The organism is Citrobacter sp. Cu231 (assembly GCF_030332265.1).
GTDB lineage: Bacteria > Pseudomonadota > Gammaproteobacteria > Enterobacterales > Enterobacteriaceae > Citrobacter > Citrobacter meridianamericanus.
The window spans coordinates 366,452-385,808 of record NZ_JAOWIE010000032.1; the positions used below are offsets into that span (position 1 = coordinate 366,452).

16 protein-coding genes are annotated in these 19,357 nt (G+C 52.6%); 8 read left to right on the plus strand and 8 right to left on the minus strand.

Going from position 1 to position 19,357, the window contains the following annotated elements:
- Window position 1 precedes the first annotated feature (1 nt).
- Together arnB and nudI are read right to left on the minus strand one after the other, a co-directional pair.
- Window positions 2–1,141: a UDP-4-amino-4-deoxy-L-arabinose aminotransferase gene (gene arnB, locus OGY15_RS08275; protein ID WP_286538917.1), complete on the minus strand. Its 1,140-nt coding sequence runs from the start codon at window positions 1,139–1,141 to the stop codon at window positions 2–4.
- 284 nt (window positions 1,142–1,425) lie between these two features.
- Window positions 1,426–1,851: a nucleoside triphosphatase NudI gene (gene nudI / locus OGY15_RS08280; protein ID WP_151219909.1), complete on the minus strand. Its 426-nt coding sequence runs from the start codon at window positions 1,849–1,851 to the stop codon at window positions 1,426–1,428.
- A gap of 313 nt (window positions 1,852–2,164) precedes the next feature.
- On the opposite strand from nudI, the gene OGY15_RS08285 reads away from it, so the two are divergent.
- From OGY15_RS08285 to yfaU, 6 genes are all read left to right on the plus strand, one after another.
- Window positions 2,165–2,707, plus strand: coding sequence for a YfaZ family outer membrane protein (locus tag OGY15_RS08285; protein WP_151219908.1), 543 nt, complete (start codon window positions 2,165–2,167; stop codon window positions 2,705–2,707).
- A gap of 79 nt (window positions 2,708–2,786) precedes the next feature.
- Window positions 2,787–3,989, plus strand: a complete 1,203-nt coding sequence (locus OGY15_RS08290) for a nicotinamide mononucleotide deamidase-related protein YfaY (protein ID WP_286538918.1) — start codon at window positions 2,787–2,789, stop codon at window positions 3,987–3,989.
- A gap of 218 nt (window positions 3,990–4,207) precedes the next feature.
- Complete coding sequence (locus OGY15_RS08295) at window positions 4,208–4,990, plus strand: IclR family transcriptional regulator (protein WP_151219906.1); 783 nt, start codon at window positions 4,208–4,210, stop codon at window positions 4,988–4,990.
- A 13-nt stretch (window positions 4,991–5,003) separates the two neighbouring features.
- A complete protein-coding gene (rhmD, locus tag OGY15_RS08300; protein ID WP_210904541.1) occupies window positions 5,004–6,209 on the plus strand; it encodes an L-rhamnonate dehydratase in 1,206 nt (401 codons plus the stop codon).
- A 56-nt stretch (window positions 6,210–6,265) separates the two neighbouring features.
- Entirely contained in the window at window positions 6,266–7,555 is a 1,290-nt protein-coding gene (locus OGY15_RS08305; protein WP_187258673.1) for an MFS transporter, read from the plus strand.
- 25 nt (window positions 7,556–7,580) lie between these two features.
- A complete protein-coding gene (yfaU, locus tag OGY15_RS08310; protein WP_187253447.1) occupies window positions 7,581–8,384 on the plus strand; it encodes a 2-keto-3-deoxy-L-rhamnonate aldolase in 804 nt (267 codons plus the stop codon).
- Between the two features lie 43 nt (window positions 8,385–8,427).
- Here yfaU and glpC read toward each other — a convergent pair whose 3' ends face one another.
- The 3 genes from glpC to glpA are packed head-to-tail and all read right to left on the minus strand — an operon-like array spanning window position 8,428 to window position 12,492.
- Window positions 8,428–9,618, minus strand: coding sequence for an anaerobic glycerol-3-phosphate dehydrogenase subunit GlpC (gene glpC / locus OGY15_RS08315; protein WP_151219902.1), 1,191 nt, complete (start codon window positions 9,616–9,618; stop codon window positions 8,428–8,430).
- The gene (gene glpB, locus OGY15_RS08320) at window positions 9,615–10,874 is read right to left on the minus strand and encodes a glycerol-3-phosphate dehydrogenase subunit GlpB (RefSeq protein ID WP_286538919.1); all 1,260 of its coding nucleotides are present in this window, start codon (window positions 10,872–10,874) and stop codon (window positions 9,615–9,617) included. The genes glpC and glpB overlap by 4 nt, the downstream gene beginning before the upstream one ends.
- A complete protein-coding gene (gene glpA / locus OGY15_RS08325; RefSeq protein WP_286538920.1) occupies window positions 10,864–12,492 on the minus strand; it encodes an anaerobic glycerol-3-phosphate dehydrogenase subunit A in 1,629 nt (542 codons plus the stop codon). The genes glpB and glpA overlap by 11 nt, the downstream gene beginning before the upstream one ends.
- Window positions 12,493–12,762: 270 nt before the next feature.
- On the opposite strand from glpA, the gene glpT reads away from it, so the two are divergent.
- Complete coding sequence (gene glpT, locus OGY15_RS08330; RefSeq protein WP_151219899.1) at window positions 12,763–14,121, plus strand: glycerol-3-phosphate transporter; 1,359 nt, start codon at window positions 12,763–12,765, stop codon at window positions 14,119–14,121.
- A gap of 3 nt (window positions 14,122–14,124) precedes the next feature.
- A complete protein-coding gene (gene glpQ, locus OGY15_RS08335; RefSeq protein ID WP_151219898.1) occupies window positions 14,125–15,192 on the plus strand; it encodes a glycerophosphodiester phosphodiesterase in 1,068 nt (355 codons plus the stop codon).
- A gap of 173 nt (window positions 15,193–15,365) precedes the next feature.
- Here the strand turns inward: glpQ and yfaE are convergent, their stop codons facing one another.
- From yfaE to nrdA, 3 genes are all read right to left on the minus strand, one after another.
- A complete protein-coding gene (yfaE, locus tag OGY15_RS08345) occupies window positions 15,366–15,620 on the minus strand; it encodes a ferredoxin-like diferric-tyrosyl radical cofactor maintenance protein YfaE (RefSeq protein ID WP_016153800.1) in 255 nt (84 codons plus the stop codon).
- Entirely contained in the window at window positions 15,620–16,750 is a 1,131-nt protein-coding gene (gene nrdB, locus OGY15_RS08350) for a class Ia ribonucleoside-diphosphate reductase subunit beta (RefSeq protein ID WP_151219897.1), read from the minus strand. Before nrdB ends, yfaE begins: the two co-directional genes overlap by 1 nt.
- Window positions 16,751–16,864: 114 nt before the next feature.
- Window positions 16,865–19,150, minus strand: a complete 2,286-nt coding sequence (nrdA, locus tag OGY15_RS08355) for a class 1a ribonucleoside-diphosphate reductase subunit alpha (protein ID WP_151219896.1) — start codon at window positions 19,148–19,150, stop codon at window positions 16,865–16,867.
- Window positions 19,151–19,357: the final 207 nt, after the last annotated feature.

Below are 19,357 nucleotides of genomic sequence, written 5' to 3' on the forward strand. Positions count from 1 at the left end.
TTTATTGTCCTGCAATCTCGCGAAGTGCCGTTATGACCCGCTGGGTGTCAGCGGCGGTCATATCGGGGAATAACGGCAGCGAGCAGATGCGTGCGCTATTCCATTCTGTATTTGGGAGCGAAAGGGTAGTGAAGCGTTCGCGGTAGTATTTTTGCGTGTGGGCTGCACGAAAATGCAGACCAGTGCCGATATCTTTAGCCTTCAGTGCTTCCATCAGAGCATCTCTGCTCAGGCCACAGCGCGCTTCGTCAACGCGAATGATGAACAGATGCCAGGCATGAACATGCGACCACTGAGGCAGGCTCAGCGGTTGAAATGGCGTATCGGCTAGCGCCTGTTGATATTCATGGGCAATTTGCGCCCGCCGTGAGTTCAGCTGTTGTAGTTTATTCAGCTGTACCAGCGCGATGGCAGCATTGATATCGGTAAGGTTGTATTTGTAGCCTGGCGCAAGCACTTCGGCCTGCGGCGCCCGGCCATAGGTTTGTCGATCGTAAGCATCAACGCCCAGACCGTGAAACTTCAGACTGCGAAGCCGCTGAGCAAGCTGACTATCGTCAGTAACAATCAGCCCACCTTCTGCGCAGGTGATATTTTTGATGGCGTGAAATGAGAAGATTGCCGTGCCGCGCGCGCCGACATGGCGGCCTTTATACTGCGTTCCTACGGCATGGGCTGCATCTTCTATGACCGGAATACCATACCGCTCGCCAATCGCATAAATCGCGTCAAGGTCGGCTGGAGCGCCAGCGTAATGTACCGGAATAATGGCCTTGGTGCGTGGCGTGATAGCGGCTTCAATTTGCTCTGGTGTGACCATCAGCGTATCGCGGTCGACATCGATCATCACGGGGGTCGCACCCAGCAGGACAATCATGTTGAGGGTAGAAACCCACGTCATTGACGGCGTAATGACCTCATCGCCTGCACCTATGTTCAGCGCCATTAGCGTGATATGCATACCTGCCGTGGCGGAACAGACAGCGACGGCGTGTTGATTTCCTGTCAACTGGCAGAAGGCTTCTTCCAGCTGTTGATTCTTCGGGCCAGTGGTTATCCATCCAGAGTCCAGCACTGTTTTCACGGCTGCAAGCTCTTCAGCACCCATTGCCGGGCGAGAGAAAGGCAAAAAGTCAGGCATCATTATTCCTTCAAGCCATTTAACGCTACCGAAGTTTTATTTTTAGGACTAAACAGGGGCGTCGTTAATTATTTCATCAGGCTACAAAGGTTAATGGCCAAAGGTTAATTTATCCTTAAGAGTTTAAGGTTTGGGATGTCAAGATAAAGACTAGAGGGAGGTGATTTATTTGTTTGAATATAAAATATTTTTATACAACGTGGCGGCATTGGCTTCTGTGCTGAATGCTGAAAACAATACCGCTATTGTGAACATTGTTTATATTACGTTTAAACTCGTTAGACTTACAGTAGTCCTTTCAAGGTTAACGTTTTTCGCGTGGCGATATTTAAGTCGTAGGTACCAAGATCTTCCGCTTTAACCCACGCGAAATCTTGAAACTCTTCGTTAATGTTCACTTCACGATTAGCTGCCACGCAATCGAAGATGAGATAAATCATATAAATCTCTTCCCGACTGCCATCGGCATAGGTTTTGGTGCGAATATCATCGCTGAAGGTCCACGGAGTAATTTCTGATAATACCAGTTGTTCACCCAGCTCCTCCCTCACTTCCCGACGCAAAGCCTCTTCGATGCGCTCACCCGGCTCAACGCCACCACCAGAAAGCGCCCACTGACCGGGAAACACGCCGCGGTCATCTGCCATTTTACACAGTAAATAGCAGCCATCGTTTTGAATTAAGGGGCAAACAATTGTTCTTTGGCGCATAGGTCAAGTCCTTCCAGGGGATTGATAATTCCATCATTCACCTATCTTACCTTTTGCTGGCTGGAGAAAAAACGCTTCATCGACGATTAAGTCCGTGTGACCGGGGAAAAATTGATAGTTGTTGAAAATGGCATTCAGGGGTACACAACGATACGTTTTATACAAAAATTTAACATTATCTCGTCTCATTAAGTAGTATTTAGTTACAATATGGCAGTGCATCGCTTTTTTAGTTCATTGATTCCTCGCCATCTGGCAGTACAATCCCTCGGTTTTGGGGCTATGTTTTGATTTTTGCTTGAAAGGATAGAAAATGAAAAAAAGTTTAATGTTGGGTTTTGCCGGCATGCTGTTTGTTTCTGCGTCGGCGAGCGCAATTAGCATTAGTGGCCAGGCTGGCGAAGATTACACCAACCTTGGGTTCGGTATGGGCACCGAGACTACGGGGCTGGCCGTCAGTGGTAACTGGATGCATAACGATGACGACGGCGATGCAGCTGGTCTGGGGTTAGGTTTGAATGTTCCACTCGGTCCGCTGTTGGCAACGGTGGGTGGGAAAGGCATTTATACTAACCCGAATGATGGTGATGAGGGTTACGCGGCGGCGGTCGGTGGTGGTTTACAGTGGCCGATTGGCGACAGCATCCGCCTGTTTGGCGAGTATTATTATTCTCCCGATTCGCTTTCCAGCGGTATCGACAGCTATGAAGAGGCTAATGCCGGTGCACGTCTGACCATTATGCGTCCGCTGAGTATTGAAGCCGGTTATCGCTACCTGAACCTTGCTGGCAAAGACGGCAACCGTGATAACGCGATTGCTGATGGCCCGTACGTTGGGGTTAACGCGAGTTTCTGATTTTTCCGGCGCGGCGTTCAGTCGCGCCTTCCCCCCTCCATGCGTTATAGTGTTTTCATCATAAAATCAGGAGAACACGATGTTAAACGTGGAGATGCTATCCACCGGGGATGAGGTGTTGCACGGACAAATTGTCGACACCAATGCCGCCTGGCTGGCCGATTTTTTCTTTCATCAGGGTTTACCGTTAACACGTCGCAACACAGTAGGTGACAATCTTGACGATTTGGTCGCCGTTTTGCGTGAGCGTAGCGAACACGCCGACGTACTGATCGTTAACGGCGGTCTGGGGCCGACCAGCGATGATTTGAGCGCGCTGGCGGCGGCAACGGCAAAAGGCGAAGGGCTGGTGTTGCATGAAGCCTGGCTCGCCGAGATGGAACGTTATTTCCGTGAACGCGGCCGCGTGATGGCACCAAGCAACCGCAAACAGGCTGAGCTTCCCGCTAGCGCGGAGTTTATCAATAATCCAGTAGGTACTGCATGCGGGTTTGCCCTGAGGCTTAACCGCTGCCTGATGTTCTTTACGCCGGGCGTACCATCAGAATTTAAAGTCATGGTTGAGCATGAGATCCTGCCGCGTTTGCGTGAGCGCTTTTCACTGTCTCAACCCCCGCTATGCCTGCGATTAACCACCTTTGGCCGCTCTGAAAGCGAGTTGGCACAAAGCCTGGATCTGCTGACTTTGCCACCGGGCGTAACAATGGGATATCGCTCGTCGATGCCGATTATTGAGCTGAAACTGACCGGTCCGGATTCCCAACGTGAAGCGATGCTGGCGCTGTGGCCTGAGGTGAAAAAGGTTGCCGGGCAAAACATGATTTTCGAAGGTACGGAAGGCTTGCCTGCGCAAATTGCCCGCACGTTACAGGAACGGCAATACAGCCTGACGCTGAGCGAACAATTCACCAGTGGTCTGGTGGCGCTGCAGCTTTCGCGCGCAAATGCTCCGCTGCTCGCGAGCGAAGTGGTTCCGCCCCAGGAAGAAACGCTGGCGCAAACAACGCACTGGGTAACCGAGCGACGCGGCAACCATTATGCGGGGCTGGCACTGGCGATATCCGCGTTCGAAAACGAACATATTAACTTTGCGCTGGCAACACCTGATGGAACGCATGCCTTACGCGTCCGGCTGAATGCTAATCGCTACAGCTTGGCGATTCACCAGGAAGTGTGCGCGATGATGGCACTGAATATGCTGCGCCGTTGGCTTAACGGACAGGATATTGCCAACGAACATGGCTGGATCGACGTGGTGGAATCCCTGACGCTGCCTGCCTGATTTATTCTCTCTCTTCTTTTTGTTATGGGAAGGTGCCCTGGCCTTCCCATTATCAGTCCAACCTGTTGTACTCCCAACAAAAAAATCTGTGCGTTAGTTCACAGTTGTACTCGATTTTTCTCCAGCCTACTGGAAGAACGAGAGGATTTGATGCGCTTCACAATTTTAACCACTTTAACCTACCACACTGATTCCAGTATCTCAGACTGGAGTCCAGTATGTTGGAATCAAGTAAAGTTCCCGCGCTCACCAGGGCGATCGAAATTCTCAATCTCATTGCGCGTATCGGCCCATGCAGTGCTGCTACGATCATAGAGACGCTGGGTATACCAAAAAGTACCGCTTACCTGTTACTCAACGAACTTAAACGTCAGCGTTTTATCAGCATTGATCATCAGGAGAATTACTGCCTGTGGACCAAGTTGGTTGAGCTGTCGGGGCACGCTCTGAGTAAGATGGATTTACGTGAACTGGCGCGTCCACGGTTGACACAACTGATGGATGAGACCGGGTTACTTTGCCATCTGGGGATCATTGACCACGAAAGCGCGTATTACATCCTGAAAGTGGAGTCGTCATCCACTATTAGCGTGCGCTCCCACGAGGGGAAAAGTCTTTCGCTCTATCGCTCTGGGATCGGCAAGTGTCTGCTAGCCTGGCAACCTGCCGCCGTACGTAAAGCCATTATTGAACAACTGATATGGGAACAGGCAACGCCAACCACTATCACCAGACCACAGCAGTTGAATGACGAGCTTGAGCGTATTCGTCAGCGTGGATGGAGCTTTGATAATGGCGAAGATTACCCCGATGTTCGCTGCGTCGCAGCGCCTGTTTTTAACGCTAACAATGAACTGACCGCAGCAATTTCGGTGGTCGGCACGCGTCTGCAAATTAACGAAGAGAATCGTGACTATCTGGCCGGGAAAGCAATTGCCTGCGCCAGGGATATTTCGCGCCTGCTGGGATGGAAAAGTCCCTTCGACTCACTCGCTTCATAAAAAGGAGAACATCATGACCCTACCTAAAATTAAACATGTCCGTGCCTGGTTTACCGGTGGCGCTACAGCAGATAAAGGCGCAGGCGGTGGTGATTATCACGATCAGGGCGCTAACCACTGGATTGACGATCATATCGCCACGCCAATGAGTAAATATCGTGAATACGAGCAATCACGTCAGTCTTTTGGCATCAACGTGTTAGGAACGTTGATTGTTGAAGTAGAGGCTGAGAACGGGCAGACCGGTTTTGCCGTTTCGACGGCAGGGGAGATGGGCTGCTTTATTGTGGAAAAGCATCTCAATCGTTTTATCGAAGGTAAATGCGTTAGCGATATCAAACTCATTCATGACCAGATGCTCGGTGCAACAATGTATTACTCCGGCTCTGGTGGTCTGGTAATGAACACCATCTCGTGCGTAGATCTGGCGTTGTGGGATCTGTTTGGCAAAGTGGTGGGGTTACCGGTCTATAAGTTGCTGGGTGGTGCGGTACGAGACGAAATTCAATTCTACGCGACGGGCGCGCGTCCGGATCTGGCGAAGGAGATGGGTTTTATTGGCGGTAAAATGCCAACCCACTGGGGACCGCACGACGGGGATACCGGGATCCGCAAAGATTCGGCAATGGTTGCCGATATGCGCGAGAAATGCGGTCCTGATTTCTGGCTGATGCTCGACTGCTGGATGAGTCAGGACGTGAACTATGCCACCAAACTGGCTCATGCCTGTGCGCCACACAATCTGAAGTGGATCGAAGAGTGTCTGCCTCCGCAACAGTATGAAGGCTATCGCGAACTGAAACGCAACGCTCCGGCGGGGATGATGGTCACCAGCGGTGAACATCACGGAACGCTGCAATCCTTCCGCACGCTGTCTGAAACTGGCATCGATATTATGCAGCCGGATGTAGGCTGGTGCGGTGGGTTAACCACGTTAGTAGAAATTGCCGCTATTGCGAAATCGCGTGGCCAACTGGTGGTGCCACATGGCTCATCAGTTTACTCACACCATGCGGTGATCACGTTCACCAACACCCCGTTCAGCGAATTCCTGATGACCAGCCCGGATTGCTCAACGATGCGTCCGCAGTTTGATCCTATCCTTCTTGACGAACCCGTGCCCGTCAATGGCCGCATTCATAAGTCAGTGCTGGATAAACCGGGATTTGGCGTCGAGCTTAACCGCGACTGCAATCTGAAGCGCCCTTATAGCCACTAATGACCTGTGCGTTGCCTTTTTCACGGCAACGCCCTCATTTTTTTGAGGATTTTGCTATGAGTACCACGTTACTTGACGGTGTGGTGAAGAAAAACCGTGCCCGTTTGATTCCCTTTATGCTGGCGCTGTATGTGCTGGCGTTTCTTGACCGCTCGAACATCGGGTTTGCCAAAGAGACCTATCAGATTGATACCGGCCTGAGCAATGAAGCTTATGCATTGGGAGCAGGAATTTTCTTTGTGGTTTACGCCTTTCTGGGCGTTCCTGCCAACTTGTTGATGCGTAAATTTGGCGCCAGAACCTGGATTGGTACCACCACGTTGCTGTGGGGATTTCTCTCTGCGGCGATGGCATGGGCGGATACGGAAGCGAAGTTTCTGATTATCCGTACTCTGCTGGGTGCGGCAGAGGCGGGCTTCTTCCCCGGTATGATTTACCTGACATCGCAGTGGTTCCCCCAGCGCAATCGCGCCAGCATTATGGGCCTGTTCTACATGGGGGCGCCGCTGGCATTAACCCTGGGATCGCCGCTGTCTGGCGCGCTGCTTGAGATGCACGGTTTTATGGGACATCCGGGGTGGTTTTGGATGTTTGTTATCGAAGGTTTATTGGCGGTAGGCGCAGGGGTTTTCACCTTCTTCTGGCTTGACGACACGCCGCAGCAGGCGCGTTTCCTGAGCGCTGAGGAAAAGGCTGCGCTCATTAGCCAACTGGCGAGTGAAGAGGAGAAAAAGGTGACGTCGCGACTGTCGGATGCACTGCGTAATGGTCGTGTCTGGCAACTGGCGATTATCTATCTGACGATTCAGGTCGCAGTGTATGGCTTGATCTTCTTCTTGCCCACTCAGGTTGCGGCATTGTTAGGGACAAAAGTTGGCTTTACGGCTTCAGTCGTGACGGCGATACCGTGGGTCGCGGCGCTGTTTGGCACCTGGCTTATTCCCCGCTACTCCGATCGCACTGGCGACCGACGTAACGTTGCTGCGCTTACGCTGCTGGCGGCCGGGATTGGCATTGGCCTGTCCGGGCTGGTTTCACCAATACTGGCGATCGTGGCGCTCTGCGTCGCGGCGGTCGGTTTCATCGCCGTACAGCCGGTGTTCTGGACGATGCCAACGCAACTTCTTTCCGGCACAGCGCTGGCGGCAGGGATTGGTTTCGTCAACCTGTTTGGTGCTGTAGGCGGGTTTATTGCTCCTATTTTGCGCGTCAAAGCCGAAACGTTGTTTGCCAGCGATGCGGCAGGACTGCTGGTCCTGGCGGGCGTCGCGATTATTGGCTCGCTTATCATCTTTACGCTGAGTGTGAACCGTTCGGTTTCACAAACCGGCGCTGCGCATCATTAATCTTATCTACGTTGTAAGGATCGTTATGAACGCATTGTTATCAAACTCTTTCAAAGAAGGATTGTTGAGAGGAGAGGTCCAGGTTGGCCTGTGGCTCAGTTCGACCACCTCCTATATGGCGGAGATTGCCGCTACATCAGGCTATGACTGGTTATTGATTGATGGTGAACATGCGCCGAATACGGTGCAAGATCTCTACCACCAACTCCAGGCGATTGCGCCTTATTCCAGTCAACCGGTGGTACGTCCCGTTGAGGGCAGTAAAGCGTTGATTAAGCAGGTACTGGATATTGGTGCGCAGACGCTGCTGATCCCAATGGTCGACAGTGCAGAGCAGGCGCGTCAGGTGGTTTCCGCCACTCGTTATCCTCCGCTCGGCGAGCGTGGCGTTGGTGCCAGCGTGGCGCGAGCGGCGCGCTGGGGGCGTATCGACAAGTATATGGAACGGGCCAATGAATCACTCTGTCTGCTGGTGCAGGTCGAGAGTAAAGCAGCCCTGGATAATCTGGATGCGATTCTGGACGTTGAAGGTATTGACGGTGTCTTTATTGGTCCGGCGGATCTTTCTGCATCACTGGGCTATCCGGATAACGCCGGACACCCGGAGGTGCAGCGGATCATTGAGCAGTGCATTCGCCGTATCCGCGCAGCCGGTAAAGCCGCAGGATTCCTCGCGGTTGACCCGGCAATGGCGCAAAAATGTCTGCACTGGGGCGCGAACTTTGTCGCTGTAGGCGTTGATACCATGCTTTATACCGAAGCGCTGGATCGCCGGTTGGCAATATTTAAGCCGGAGAAGACTGCACAAACGTTAAAAAGCAGTTACTAATATCAGGCCCGATGGTGTAAGGCTATCGGGCCTGATACAGCGCTTAACTTAGCGCTTTTGCTAACAGGGTAATGGGATGCTCACAACGAAGGCTTGTCGACATCTCAATCTGCCATTTACAGGTTTCGCAGTCGGTGACGACGATATCCGCGCCGCTTTCTTCAATCTGACGGAATAACGGTGCGCCAATAGACTGTGAAGTCGGGTAGTTTTCCTTTTTAAAGCCGTAAGTCCCGGCAATCCCGCAGCATTGAGAATCCAGCACCGTCAGCTCCAGCCCCGGAATTTTTCGCAGCAGTTCCAACGTGTAGAGTGTCCAGCCCATTTTCTCCATGTGGCATGGCGTGTGGTAGACCACTTTCAGCGGCAGTGTTTTCAGCGGTAGCGTTTTGCCTTCATCCAGCTTGCGCCACAGCCAGCGGGTTGCCAGCTCAATGTGTTCGCGTAGGCCTGCGTTATCGACGTCCAGCACTTCCGGATATTCATCGCGTAGCGCAAAGGTGCAGGTTGATGAAGTGGCGATCACTGGAATGCCTTTGCCGTCAATCGCTTCCCGGAGAGAGGCCACGTTGCTCACCGCCTGTTTACGTGCTTTATCGGTAAAGCCGTTGGCAATCAGCGGTACGCCGCAGCACTTCTCTTTGCTCAGCAGTTGAACGCCGGTTCCCATGGCGTTGAGCACCTTGATCAGATCTTTACCGAGCTGCGGATGGTTGTAATTTACAAAACAGCCGTGGAAAAAGGCGACCTGATCCTGATACTGCGCTTGCTGGGCGGCAACGCTGCGATACCAGCGGCGGAAGGTGCCAAAAGAGTATTTCGGTAGCGTACGGCGATGATCGATTTTTAGCGCGTAATCCAGCAGCTGGCGTACCGGTTTCAGTGACGTAGCCGTGTTCACTATCGGGGCGAAGGGTGTGGATACGCTACCCATTAAATCGGTATGGCTTAAGACAAAGTTACGTATAGACGGACGCGTCGTGTCGTATTTGGCGCGTGCGCGTTGGATGATATCGCCAATTTTCACATCTGACGGACAAGCCACTTCGCAGCGCTTACAGTTGATACAGTATTTCAGCGCATCGTCATATAACGCGCCATCTTTCAGACGCAGACGTTCTCCGTCCGGGCCAGCCTGTTTAGGGCCAGGGTAGTTTGGATTGACGCGACTAACCGGGCAGGCGGTGGTGCACACCGTACATTTGATACAACTTTCAAAACGTGTGTCGCTCATTGCTCACCTCCTGCACGTTTCGCAATATGATGTGCGGCATGTAAGGCGCTTACTGCGCACACGCCGCCTCCGCAACCCTGGGCGATGGGATCGAATCCGCCAAGAACGGAGCCGATGGCATACATATTATCTATCGTTTTTCCCGCCAGTGACGGGCGTAGGGCGGTATCGGTTGTGACGCCAAACTGTTGCCATGGCTGTGGGTCGAAGACATCACGTTGATACCATTCGGCGCGGGTGGCAGTTTGCTGCACATCCAGTCCGAGGATCGGTTCGTAGATAGCCTCTCGGGTGGCGACCAGTCCGCTGCTGAAGAAACTGCCGCTGGCGAGCACGGCAAAACGTGGTCGCAAGGGAATATCGGCATGGTTACGGGTCCAGATTTCGCTGACTACGCCATCCTGACAGGTTATTTTTTTCACTTCATCGCCTGGCATCCAGACGCCGCCCTGACGCACAAACTGGCGCTGTAATTTGTTGTGCAAACGCATGCCCAGTACCGAAGGTGGTAGGGTCGGTAACAGCGACAGCGAGCAGGGAAGGCGTTCATTCAGCCACTGCCAGAGCCGCTCATCTGCCAGACCGAAGCAGGCTGGCATGATTATCATGTCGCAGGTTTTTGCTATTGGCAGCAGTGCGTCATAGAGTAGCGACCATTTATCGTCGTTATCCAGCAGACGCGCAATGTTGACGGCGCGAAACTCGGTCGGGTTATCACGCAGGACATCCAGCTCAGGGAGATCGATTTCTGCCGTTTCGACGCTGAGATTGCGTTGGCGCAGTGAGGCTGCGGCGAGATGCGCCTGAAAATCCAGTAAACCGCTAATACCCACAACGCAGATACGATCTGCGGACAGTGGCCAGACCGGAACTTCTGGTGAGCTTAACCAGGTTGAGCGCAGGGTTCCCAACGGGGTTACGCGTTGATGTGACTGAAGTACCTTGCCCTGCAAATGCGTGCCGCAATCTTCCAGCAGATTTTGCGCCTGCTGGGCCAGGTCCAGGACATTGTTCGTGCCGATGATGCTATATGGATGCGCGGGTGCCTGAGTGCGCAGCGTATTCAGACCCGCTTCTATGTCGGTCACGGGTTGGCCATCGGGCAAGTTGCTGAGCAAATCCAGTGAGCCGGAGGAAAAATGCAGGGCGCTTTGGCCGCGAGTGACGATCGTGCAGCGCAAACCGCTTTTTTGCAGTTGCAGGCCGCACAGCAGGCCGGCCAGGCCGCCGCCGATAATGACGGAATCAAATTTCATCCTGGTGCTCCTTTTCCAGACCGCACAATCCCTGATAGACCCAGCGCGTGAATTCGCTTTCGCGCAGCGCATCTCCCCAGGCAATAGGTTGCACGCCTTTCCAGCGTTCGTTGAGGAAATCGGAAAGCTGGGTAATAGATTGTGCAGCGGTGGTGACATTAAAACGTTGCAGCAAACCTGCGGCGCGGCAGGCACACAATTCGCCCTGGCAGGTCCCCATTCCTACACGGGTACGGCGACGCAAATCCAGCAGGCTGTTGACGGTTAAATTTTCGACGGCGTATTGCACTTCGCCCGCGGTGACCGCTTCACATTCACAAACCAGGCTGCGGTGTTGGCGACCTTCGCTTAGCCACGCCGGGGTACGATCGCCATGACGATAGACCGCCGATCCGCGCAGTGGTGCTGGTAACGAAATGACGCGTTTAAGCGTATGCTCGGTAGATTCCTGTGAGCCAGGTAACGCGGTGGCTGCCGTTGTGCAAGGTTGGGTATTACCCAGCTTGCGGCAAACGGCATCTGTAGCACACTCCGCCATCAGGCGGTAGGTCATCAGTTTGCCGCCGGTAATGGTGATAAACCCCTCCAGTCCGTCACGCTGTGCGTGATCGAACAGGACAATCCCACGGCTGACGTTACGACCGGTCGGATCGTCGTCACTTGCCACCAGCGGACGCACGCCGGAGTAGGCGCGTAAAATGCGCGTTTTCGCCATAATCGGCGCCAGTTTCTCGCCTTCACGCAGCAGAATGTCGACTTCTTCTGCGGTAACGCGGTTGCTGTCGATATCGTCGTAATCAATGTGCTGTGAGGTGGTACCGATCAATGAGATGGTATCGCCTGGCACCAGAATATCGGCGTCAGAGGGTTTACGACAGCGGTTGATGACATGCTGGTTAATCCGATGATCCATAATCAGCAGCGAACCTTTCGCCGGGAACATACGGATACTCAGATCGGCATATTCCGCAATGCGCTGACCCCAGATCCCGGCAGCGTTCACTACAACTGGCGCATGCAGAGACTGCATCTCACCCGTCAGATGATTGCGCACGTTAACGCCGCACACCGTCGCGCCTTCGCGAATCAGTCCTGTCACTTCATGCGCTGTCAAGATAACCGCACCATGCTCGCGCGCATCCAGCATATTGGCAGCGGTTAAGCGGAAAGGATCGACTGTGCCGTCCGGTACTTTTACTGCACCAATCAGCTGTGGATTGACTGAAGGTTCGATAATGCGCGCCTGTTTAGGGTCGATCGCTTCGGCGCGGATACCGGCCTCTTCACAGGCGCGAATAAAGGTTGCCTGAAAGGAGAGTTCATCTTCCGGCAGGGTAATAAACAGACCGTCCGTCGGCTCAACGCAATGGCGGGCGATACGTTTCAGGATTTGGTTTTCGCTGATGCACTCACGGGCAGATTCAGCGTCGGTGACGGCATAACGCGCACCGCTGTGCAGCAGGCCGTGATTACGTCCGGTCGCACCTGTGGCGATATCGTGGCGCTCCACTAAGATGACGCGCAACCCGCGCAGCGCACAATCGCGTGCGATCCCTGCACCTGTTGCTCCTCCACCAATGATAATCACGTCACTTGTTTGCGAGTCGCGAGTTTTCATTGTTTTTCCTCACAGTTCGTTTTTTATCATTTAGCCACATAAAAAACATGGATTGTTTGATTTCGCGCATAATCGCTCATTATTCGAAAATGAAACGTGATTTCGTGCGCCTTTATGAACATTTGTCATAAATCTGTAACAATATGTGCTGCGTTTCACATTTTTGTTATGTATCTTTCCTTAACATCGCGGCCACACTGGGAGCGGTAGGGTAGTAATGACGAACTGCAGTGTTTACTTCGAATGAGAGACGGCCACGGAGGCTACACTATGTTGAGTATTTTTAAACCAGCGTCACACACGGCGCGTTTGCCTGCAGCGGAGATCGACCCGACATATCGTCGATTACGTTGGCAGATTTTTCTGGGGATTTTCTTTGGTTATGCCGCGTACTATCTGGTACGTAAGAACTTTGCCCTTGCGATGCCGTATCTGGTTGAGCAGGGGTTCTCGCGTGGCGATCTGGGTTTTGCGTTGTCCGGTATCTCCATTGCTTACGGATTTTCGAAATTCATCATGGGGTCCGTTTCGGATCGCTCGAATCCGCGCGTTTTCCTGCCAGCGGGTCTGATACTGGCTGCGGCAGTGATGTTGTTTATGGGCTTTGTGCCGTGGGCGACATCGAGCATTGCGATTATGTTTGTGCTGCTGTTCCTCTGCGGATGGTTCCAGGGGATGGGGTGGCCGCCGTGTGGTCGTACCATGGTGCACTGGTGGTCGCAGAAAGAGCGTGGGAGCATTGTTTCCGTCTGGAACTGTGCGCACAACGTGGGCGGCGGTCTGCCTCCTCTGTTGTTCCTGCTCGGTATGGCCTGGTTCAATGACTGGAAAGCGGCGCTGTACATGCCTGCTTTCGGTGCGATCGTCGTCGCGCTGTTTGCTTTTGCTATGATGCGTGATACGCCGCAGTCCTGTGGCCTGCCGCCTATCGAAGAGTACAAGAACGACTACCCGGATGATTACAACGAGAAAGCGGAAGAAGAGCTGACTGCGAAGCAGATCTTCATGCAATACGTACTGCCGAACAAACTGTTGTGGTACATCGCTATCGCTAACGTGTTTGTTTATCTGCTGCGCTACGGCATCCTGGACTGGTCACCAACCTACCTGAAAGAAGTGAAACATTTCGCACTGGATAAATCATCCTGGGCGTACTTCCTGTATGAATATGCGGGGATTCCTGGCACGCTGCTGTGTGGCTGGATGTCGGATAAAGTCTTCCGTGGAAACCGTGGTGCGACTGGCGTGTTCTTTATGACGCTGGTGACGATTGCGACCATCGTCTACTGGATGAACCCGGCAGGCAACCCGAACGTGGATATGGCTTGTATGATCATCATCGGCTTCCTGATCTATGGCCCGGTCATGTTGATTGGTCTGCACGCGCTGGAACTGGCGCCGAAAAAAGCGGCGGGGACGGCGGCTGGCTTTACCGGTCTGTTCGGTTATCTCGGCGGTTCTGTGGCCGCGAGCGCCATTGTCGGCTACACCGTTGACTTCTTCGGTTGGGACGGCGGCTTTATGGTGATGATTGGCGGTAGCGTGCTGGCGGTTATTCTGCTGGTAGTCGTCATGATTGGCGAAAAACGCCACCACGAAGAGATGCAGCTCAAGCGTAACGGGGGCTAATAGATGAAAACCGCATTGAAAAGTCTCAGCGTGGCGCTGATGCTGGCAGGTATGGTTGTGAGCAGCGCGGCAGTTGCCGCAGATAAAATTGTGATTGCGCACCGTGGTGCCAGTGGTTATCTGCCAGAGCATACGTTACCTGCGAAAGCGATGGCCTATGCTCAGGGAGCGGATTACCTGGAGCAGGATTTGGTGATGACCAAAGACGACCATCTGGTCGTCCTGCATGACCACTATCTTGACCGTGTCACCGATGTTGCCGAGCGTTTCCCGGATCGTGCGCGTAAAGATGGGCGTTACTACGCTATCGACTTTACGCTGGATGAGATTAAATCGCTGAAATTTACCGAAGGCTTTGATATCGAAAATGGCAAAAAGGTCCAGACCTACCCAGGGCGTTTCCCGATGGGTAAATCTGATTTCCGTGTGCACACTTTCGAAGAAGAGATTGAGTTCGTTCAGGGATTAAATCATTCAACCGGTAAAAATATCGGCATTTACCCGGAAATGAAAGCGCCGTGGTTCCATCATCAGGAAGGGAAGGACATTGCGGCTAAGACGCTGGAAGTACTGAAAAAGTACGGATACACCAACAAGAACGACAAGGTTTATCTGCAGTGTTTTGATGTCGCAGAGTTAAAACGTATTAAGAATGAACTGGAACCGAAGATGGGGATGGATCTCAATCTGGTACAGTTAATTGCATATACAGACTGGAATGAAACTCAGGAGAAAAAGCCGGACGGCAGTTGGGTTAATTACAACTACGACTGGATGTTTAAACCGGGTGCCATGAAGCAGGTTGCACAGTATGCGGATGGCATTGGGCCGGACTACCATATGCTGGTTGATGAGAAGTCGAAGAAAGGCAATATCTCATTAACTGGCATGGTACAGGATGCGCATCAGAACAAGATGGTGGTGCATCCGTATACCGTTCGTGCCGATCAGTTGCCGGATTACACCACTGACGTAAACCAACTGTATGACATTCTGTATAACAAGGCGGGCGTTGACGGGCTGTTCACCGACTTCCCCGACAAAGCAGTGAAATTCCTGAATAAAGAGTAATGGCATAAGGCCTGTGATGCACCTCCGGTCACAGGCCTTATTGGACGAAACGTTATTAACTGCTAGATAAGGCCGTCTGCTGTCAACGTTTCCCTACATGCCTGCAGGAGAAATAAAGAGCTGCCGTTCATCGGCGGCTCTTTTGCCAGTAACAATTTTTACCTCGCCTTGCGTTACAGCTCTATTTCAATATCGCCTTTTGCCCGGCAACAACAGGGCAAAATTTCACCCGGTTGAATGAAGGCCAGAGGTTCGGCAATCCAGTCGACCTGTCCCGCCACCAGGCGGGTACGGCAGGAGCCGCAATAACCAGCGCGACATTGGTATTCAACTTCAACATTGTGCGATTCAAGCGCGGCAAGCAGGGAAGGATGTTCATCCTGGCACAGCAGTTGTGTGCCAGATATGCGCAAAGTAACGCGGCCCATCAGAGCTGGAAATTACTCAGGTCGTCGGTATCGACTTCCGAATCGATCTGGCCGACCAGATAAGAGCTGACTTCTACTTCCTGCGGTGCGACCTGCACGTTATCAGACACCAGCCAGGTGTTGATCCACGGGATCGGGTTGGAGCGGGTCTGGAAAGGCAGATCGAGTCCGACAGCCTGCATACGGATGTTGGTGATGTACTCGACGTACTGGCACAGAATGTCTTTGTTCAGGCCGATCATTGAGCCGTCACGGAACAGATAATCCGCCCACTCTTTTTCCTGCAGCGCGGCCTGTACAAACAGGTCGTAGCACTCTTGTTTGCACTCTTCGGCGATTTCCGCCATTTCCGGATCGTCCACACCGCTGCGCAGCAAGTTCAGCATATGCTGGGTACCGGTCAGATGCAGGGCTTCATCGCGGGCAATCAGGCGAATGATTTTGGCGTTACCTTCCATCAGTTCACGTTCTGCAAACGCGAAAGAGCAGGCAAAGCTGACGTAAAAACGAATCGCTTCCAGCGCGTTAACGCTCATCAGGCACAGATATAGCTTTTTCTTCAGTTCACGCAGATTTACGACAACCGTTTTACCATTCACGGTATGCGTGCCTTCGCCGAGCAAGTGCCAGTAGCTGGTCATCTCGATCAACTCGTCGTAGTAGCTGGAAATACCTTCGGCGCGTTTCTGGATCTGTTCGTTAGTGACAATATCGTCAAACACTACCGCCGGATCGTTCACGATGTTACGAATGATGTGGGTGTAGGAACGCGAGTGGATCGTTTCAGAAAACGCCCACGTTTCTACCCAGGTTTCCAGCTCAGGGATCGAGATTAACGGCAGCAGCGCCACGTTCGGGCTGCGTCCCTGAATGGAGTCCAGCAGCGTCTGATACTTCAGGTTGCTGATGAAGATATGTTTTTCATGTTCCGGCAGTGCCTGGAAGTCGATGCGATCGCGAGAAACATCGACCTCTTCCGGACGCCAGAAGAAAGAGAGCTGCTTTTCGATCAACTTTTCGAAGATGTCATATTTTTGCTGATCGTAGCGGGCGACGTTCACCGGCTGGCCGAAGAACATCGGTTCCAGAAGTTGGTTATTTTTCGTCTGTGAAAAAGTGGTGTATGCCATTGATGTGTCCTGTTTGGAGTTTTATGCCGGATAGCGCCGCGCTAATCCGGCCTACAACACCGATGCTTTTGTAGGCCGGATAAGGCTTTTACACCGCCATCCGGCATCACAATATCAGATCTTACATGCGCCGCTTTCGCAACCGTCATCCTGAATAGACGGCGCCAGATCGTCCTGAGAATCTTCTGCACCATCGCGGGTGTTCTGATAATACAGCGTCTTGACACCAAATTTGTAGGCGGTGAGCAGGTCTTTCAGCAACTGCTGCATCGGGACTTTTCCGGATGGGAAGCGCGATGGATCGTAGTTGGTGTTGGCAGAAATCGACTGATCGATAAATTTCTGCATGATGCCTACCAACTGCAGATAGCCGTCATTGTTCGGCATTTCCCACAGCAGTTCATACGCGTCGTGCAGGTGTTCGTAGTCCGGTACGACCTGGCGCAGAATACCGTCTTTCGACGCTTTGATACTCACGTAGCCGCGCGGTGGTTCAATGCCGTTGGTGGCGTTGGAAATCTGCGAAGAGGTTTCCGATGGCATCAGGGCAGACAGCGTGGAGTTACGCAGGCCGTGCGTCTTGATGGATTCACGCAGTTGTTCCCAGTCCAGATGCAGCGGCTCGTTGGCGATCGCATCGAGATCTTTTTTATAGGTATCGATCGGCAGAATACCCTGTGAGTAGGTCGTTTCGTTAAACCACGGGCACGCGCCTTGCTCTTTTGCCAGCTCGTTAGACGCTTTCAGCAGGTAATACTGAATAGCTTCAAAGGTCTTGTGAGTCAGGTTATTCGCGCTGCCGTCAGAATAACGCTTACCGTTTTTCGCCAGCCAGTAGGCGTAGTTGATCACGCCAATACCCAGCGTACGACGGCCCATTGCGCCGCGTTTGGCGGCTGGAATCGGATAATCCTGGTAGTCGAGCAATGCATCCAGCGCACGTACCGCCAGTACGGCCAGCTCTTCCAGCTCGCTCAGATCTTTGATTGCACCCAGGTTGAAGGCGGATAGCGTACACAGCGCGATTTCACCGTTTTCGTCGTTAACGTCGGTCAGCGGTTTGGTCGGCAGAGCGATTTCCAGGCACAGGTTGGACTGGCGCACCGGGGCAACAACCGGATCGAAGGGGCTGTGAGTGTTGCAGTGATCCACATTCTGAATGTAAATACGGCCGGTAGAGGCACGTTCCTGCATCATCAGTGAGAACAGCTCAACCGCTTTCACGCGCTGTTTGCGGATGCTATCGTCGTTTTCATATTGGGTATACAGACGTTCGAATTCGTCCTGATCGGCGAAGAACGCATCATACAGCCCCGGAACGTCGGACGGACTGAACAGCGTGATGTCGCCGCCTTTCAGTAGACGGGTGTACATCAGTTTGTTGATCTGTACACCGTAGTCCATGTGACGCACGCGGTTGCCTTCGACGCCGCGGTTGTTTTTCAGCACCAGCAGGCTTTCAACTTCCAGATGCCACATTGGGTAGAACAGGGTCGCAGCACCGCCGCGTACGCCGCCCTGGGAGCAGGATTTCACCGCCGTCTGGAAGTGCTTATAGAACGGGATACAGCCGGTGTGGAAGGCTTCACCGCCGCGAATCGGGCTGCCCAGCGCGCGAATACGACCGGCGTTAATGCCGATACCGGCACGCTGGGAAACGTATTTCACAATCGCGCTGGAGGTGGCGTTGATAGAATCCAGGCTGTCGCCACACTCGATCAGTACGCAGGAGCTGAACTGACGGGTAGGGGTACGTACGCCGGACATAATCGGCGTCGGCAGCGAAATTTTAAACGTAGAAACGGCGTCGTAAAAACGCTTTACATATTGCAGACGCGTTTCGCGTGGATAGTTGGAGAACAGGCAGGCCGCGACCAGAATGTAAAGGAACTGCGCGCTTTCATAAATCTCACCGGTAACACGGTTTTGCACCAGGTATTTACCTTCCAGCTGCTTCACGGCAGCGTAGGAGAAGGTCATGTCACGGTCGTGAACGATAAACGAGTCCATCTGCTTGAACTCTTCTTCCGTATAGTCTTCCAGCAGATGATTGTCGTATTTGCCCATTTCAACCATTTTCACCACATGGTCGAACAGTTTCGGCGGCTCAAACTCGCCGTAGGCTTTTTTGCGCAGATGGAAAATCGCCAGGCGAGCAGCCAGATATTGATAATCCGGCGCTTCACTGGAGATCAGGTCGGCGGCAGCTTTGATGATTGTTTCATGGATATCGGAGGTCTTGATACCGTCATAAAACTGAATGTGGGAGCGTAGCTCGACCTGAGAAATCGATACGTTATTCAGTCCTTCTGCCGCCCAATCCAGAACTCGGTGGATTTTGTCGAGATTGATGCGCTCTGTACTACCATCACGCTTTGTCACCAGCAGACTCTGATTCATGTGGTTTTTTACCTGTCCGTGAAAGAAAAAATATCCCCCATATTATCCACAAAGTCATGTTGTGACTAAGTCTGTGGATAAATACTATATGTAGGGGTTGTTTGATAAAATAGACGCTATATGGTGAGTATTCTAGTAGGGATTCTTTTCAGCACAAGAGTTGATTTTGAGGTTAAATTGAGGTTGCAAAAGGGTAAGAATCGCTAA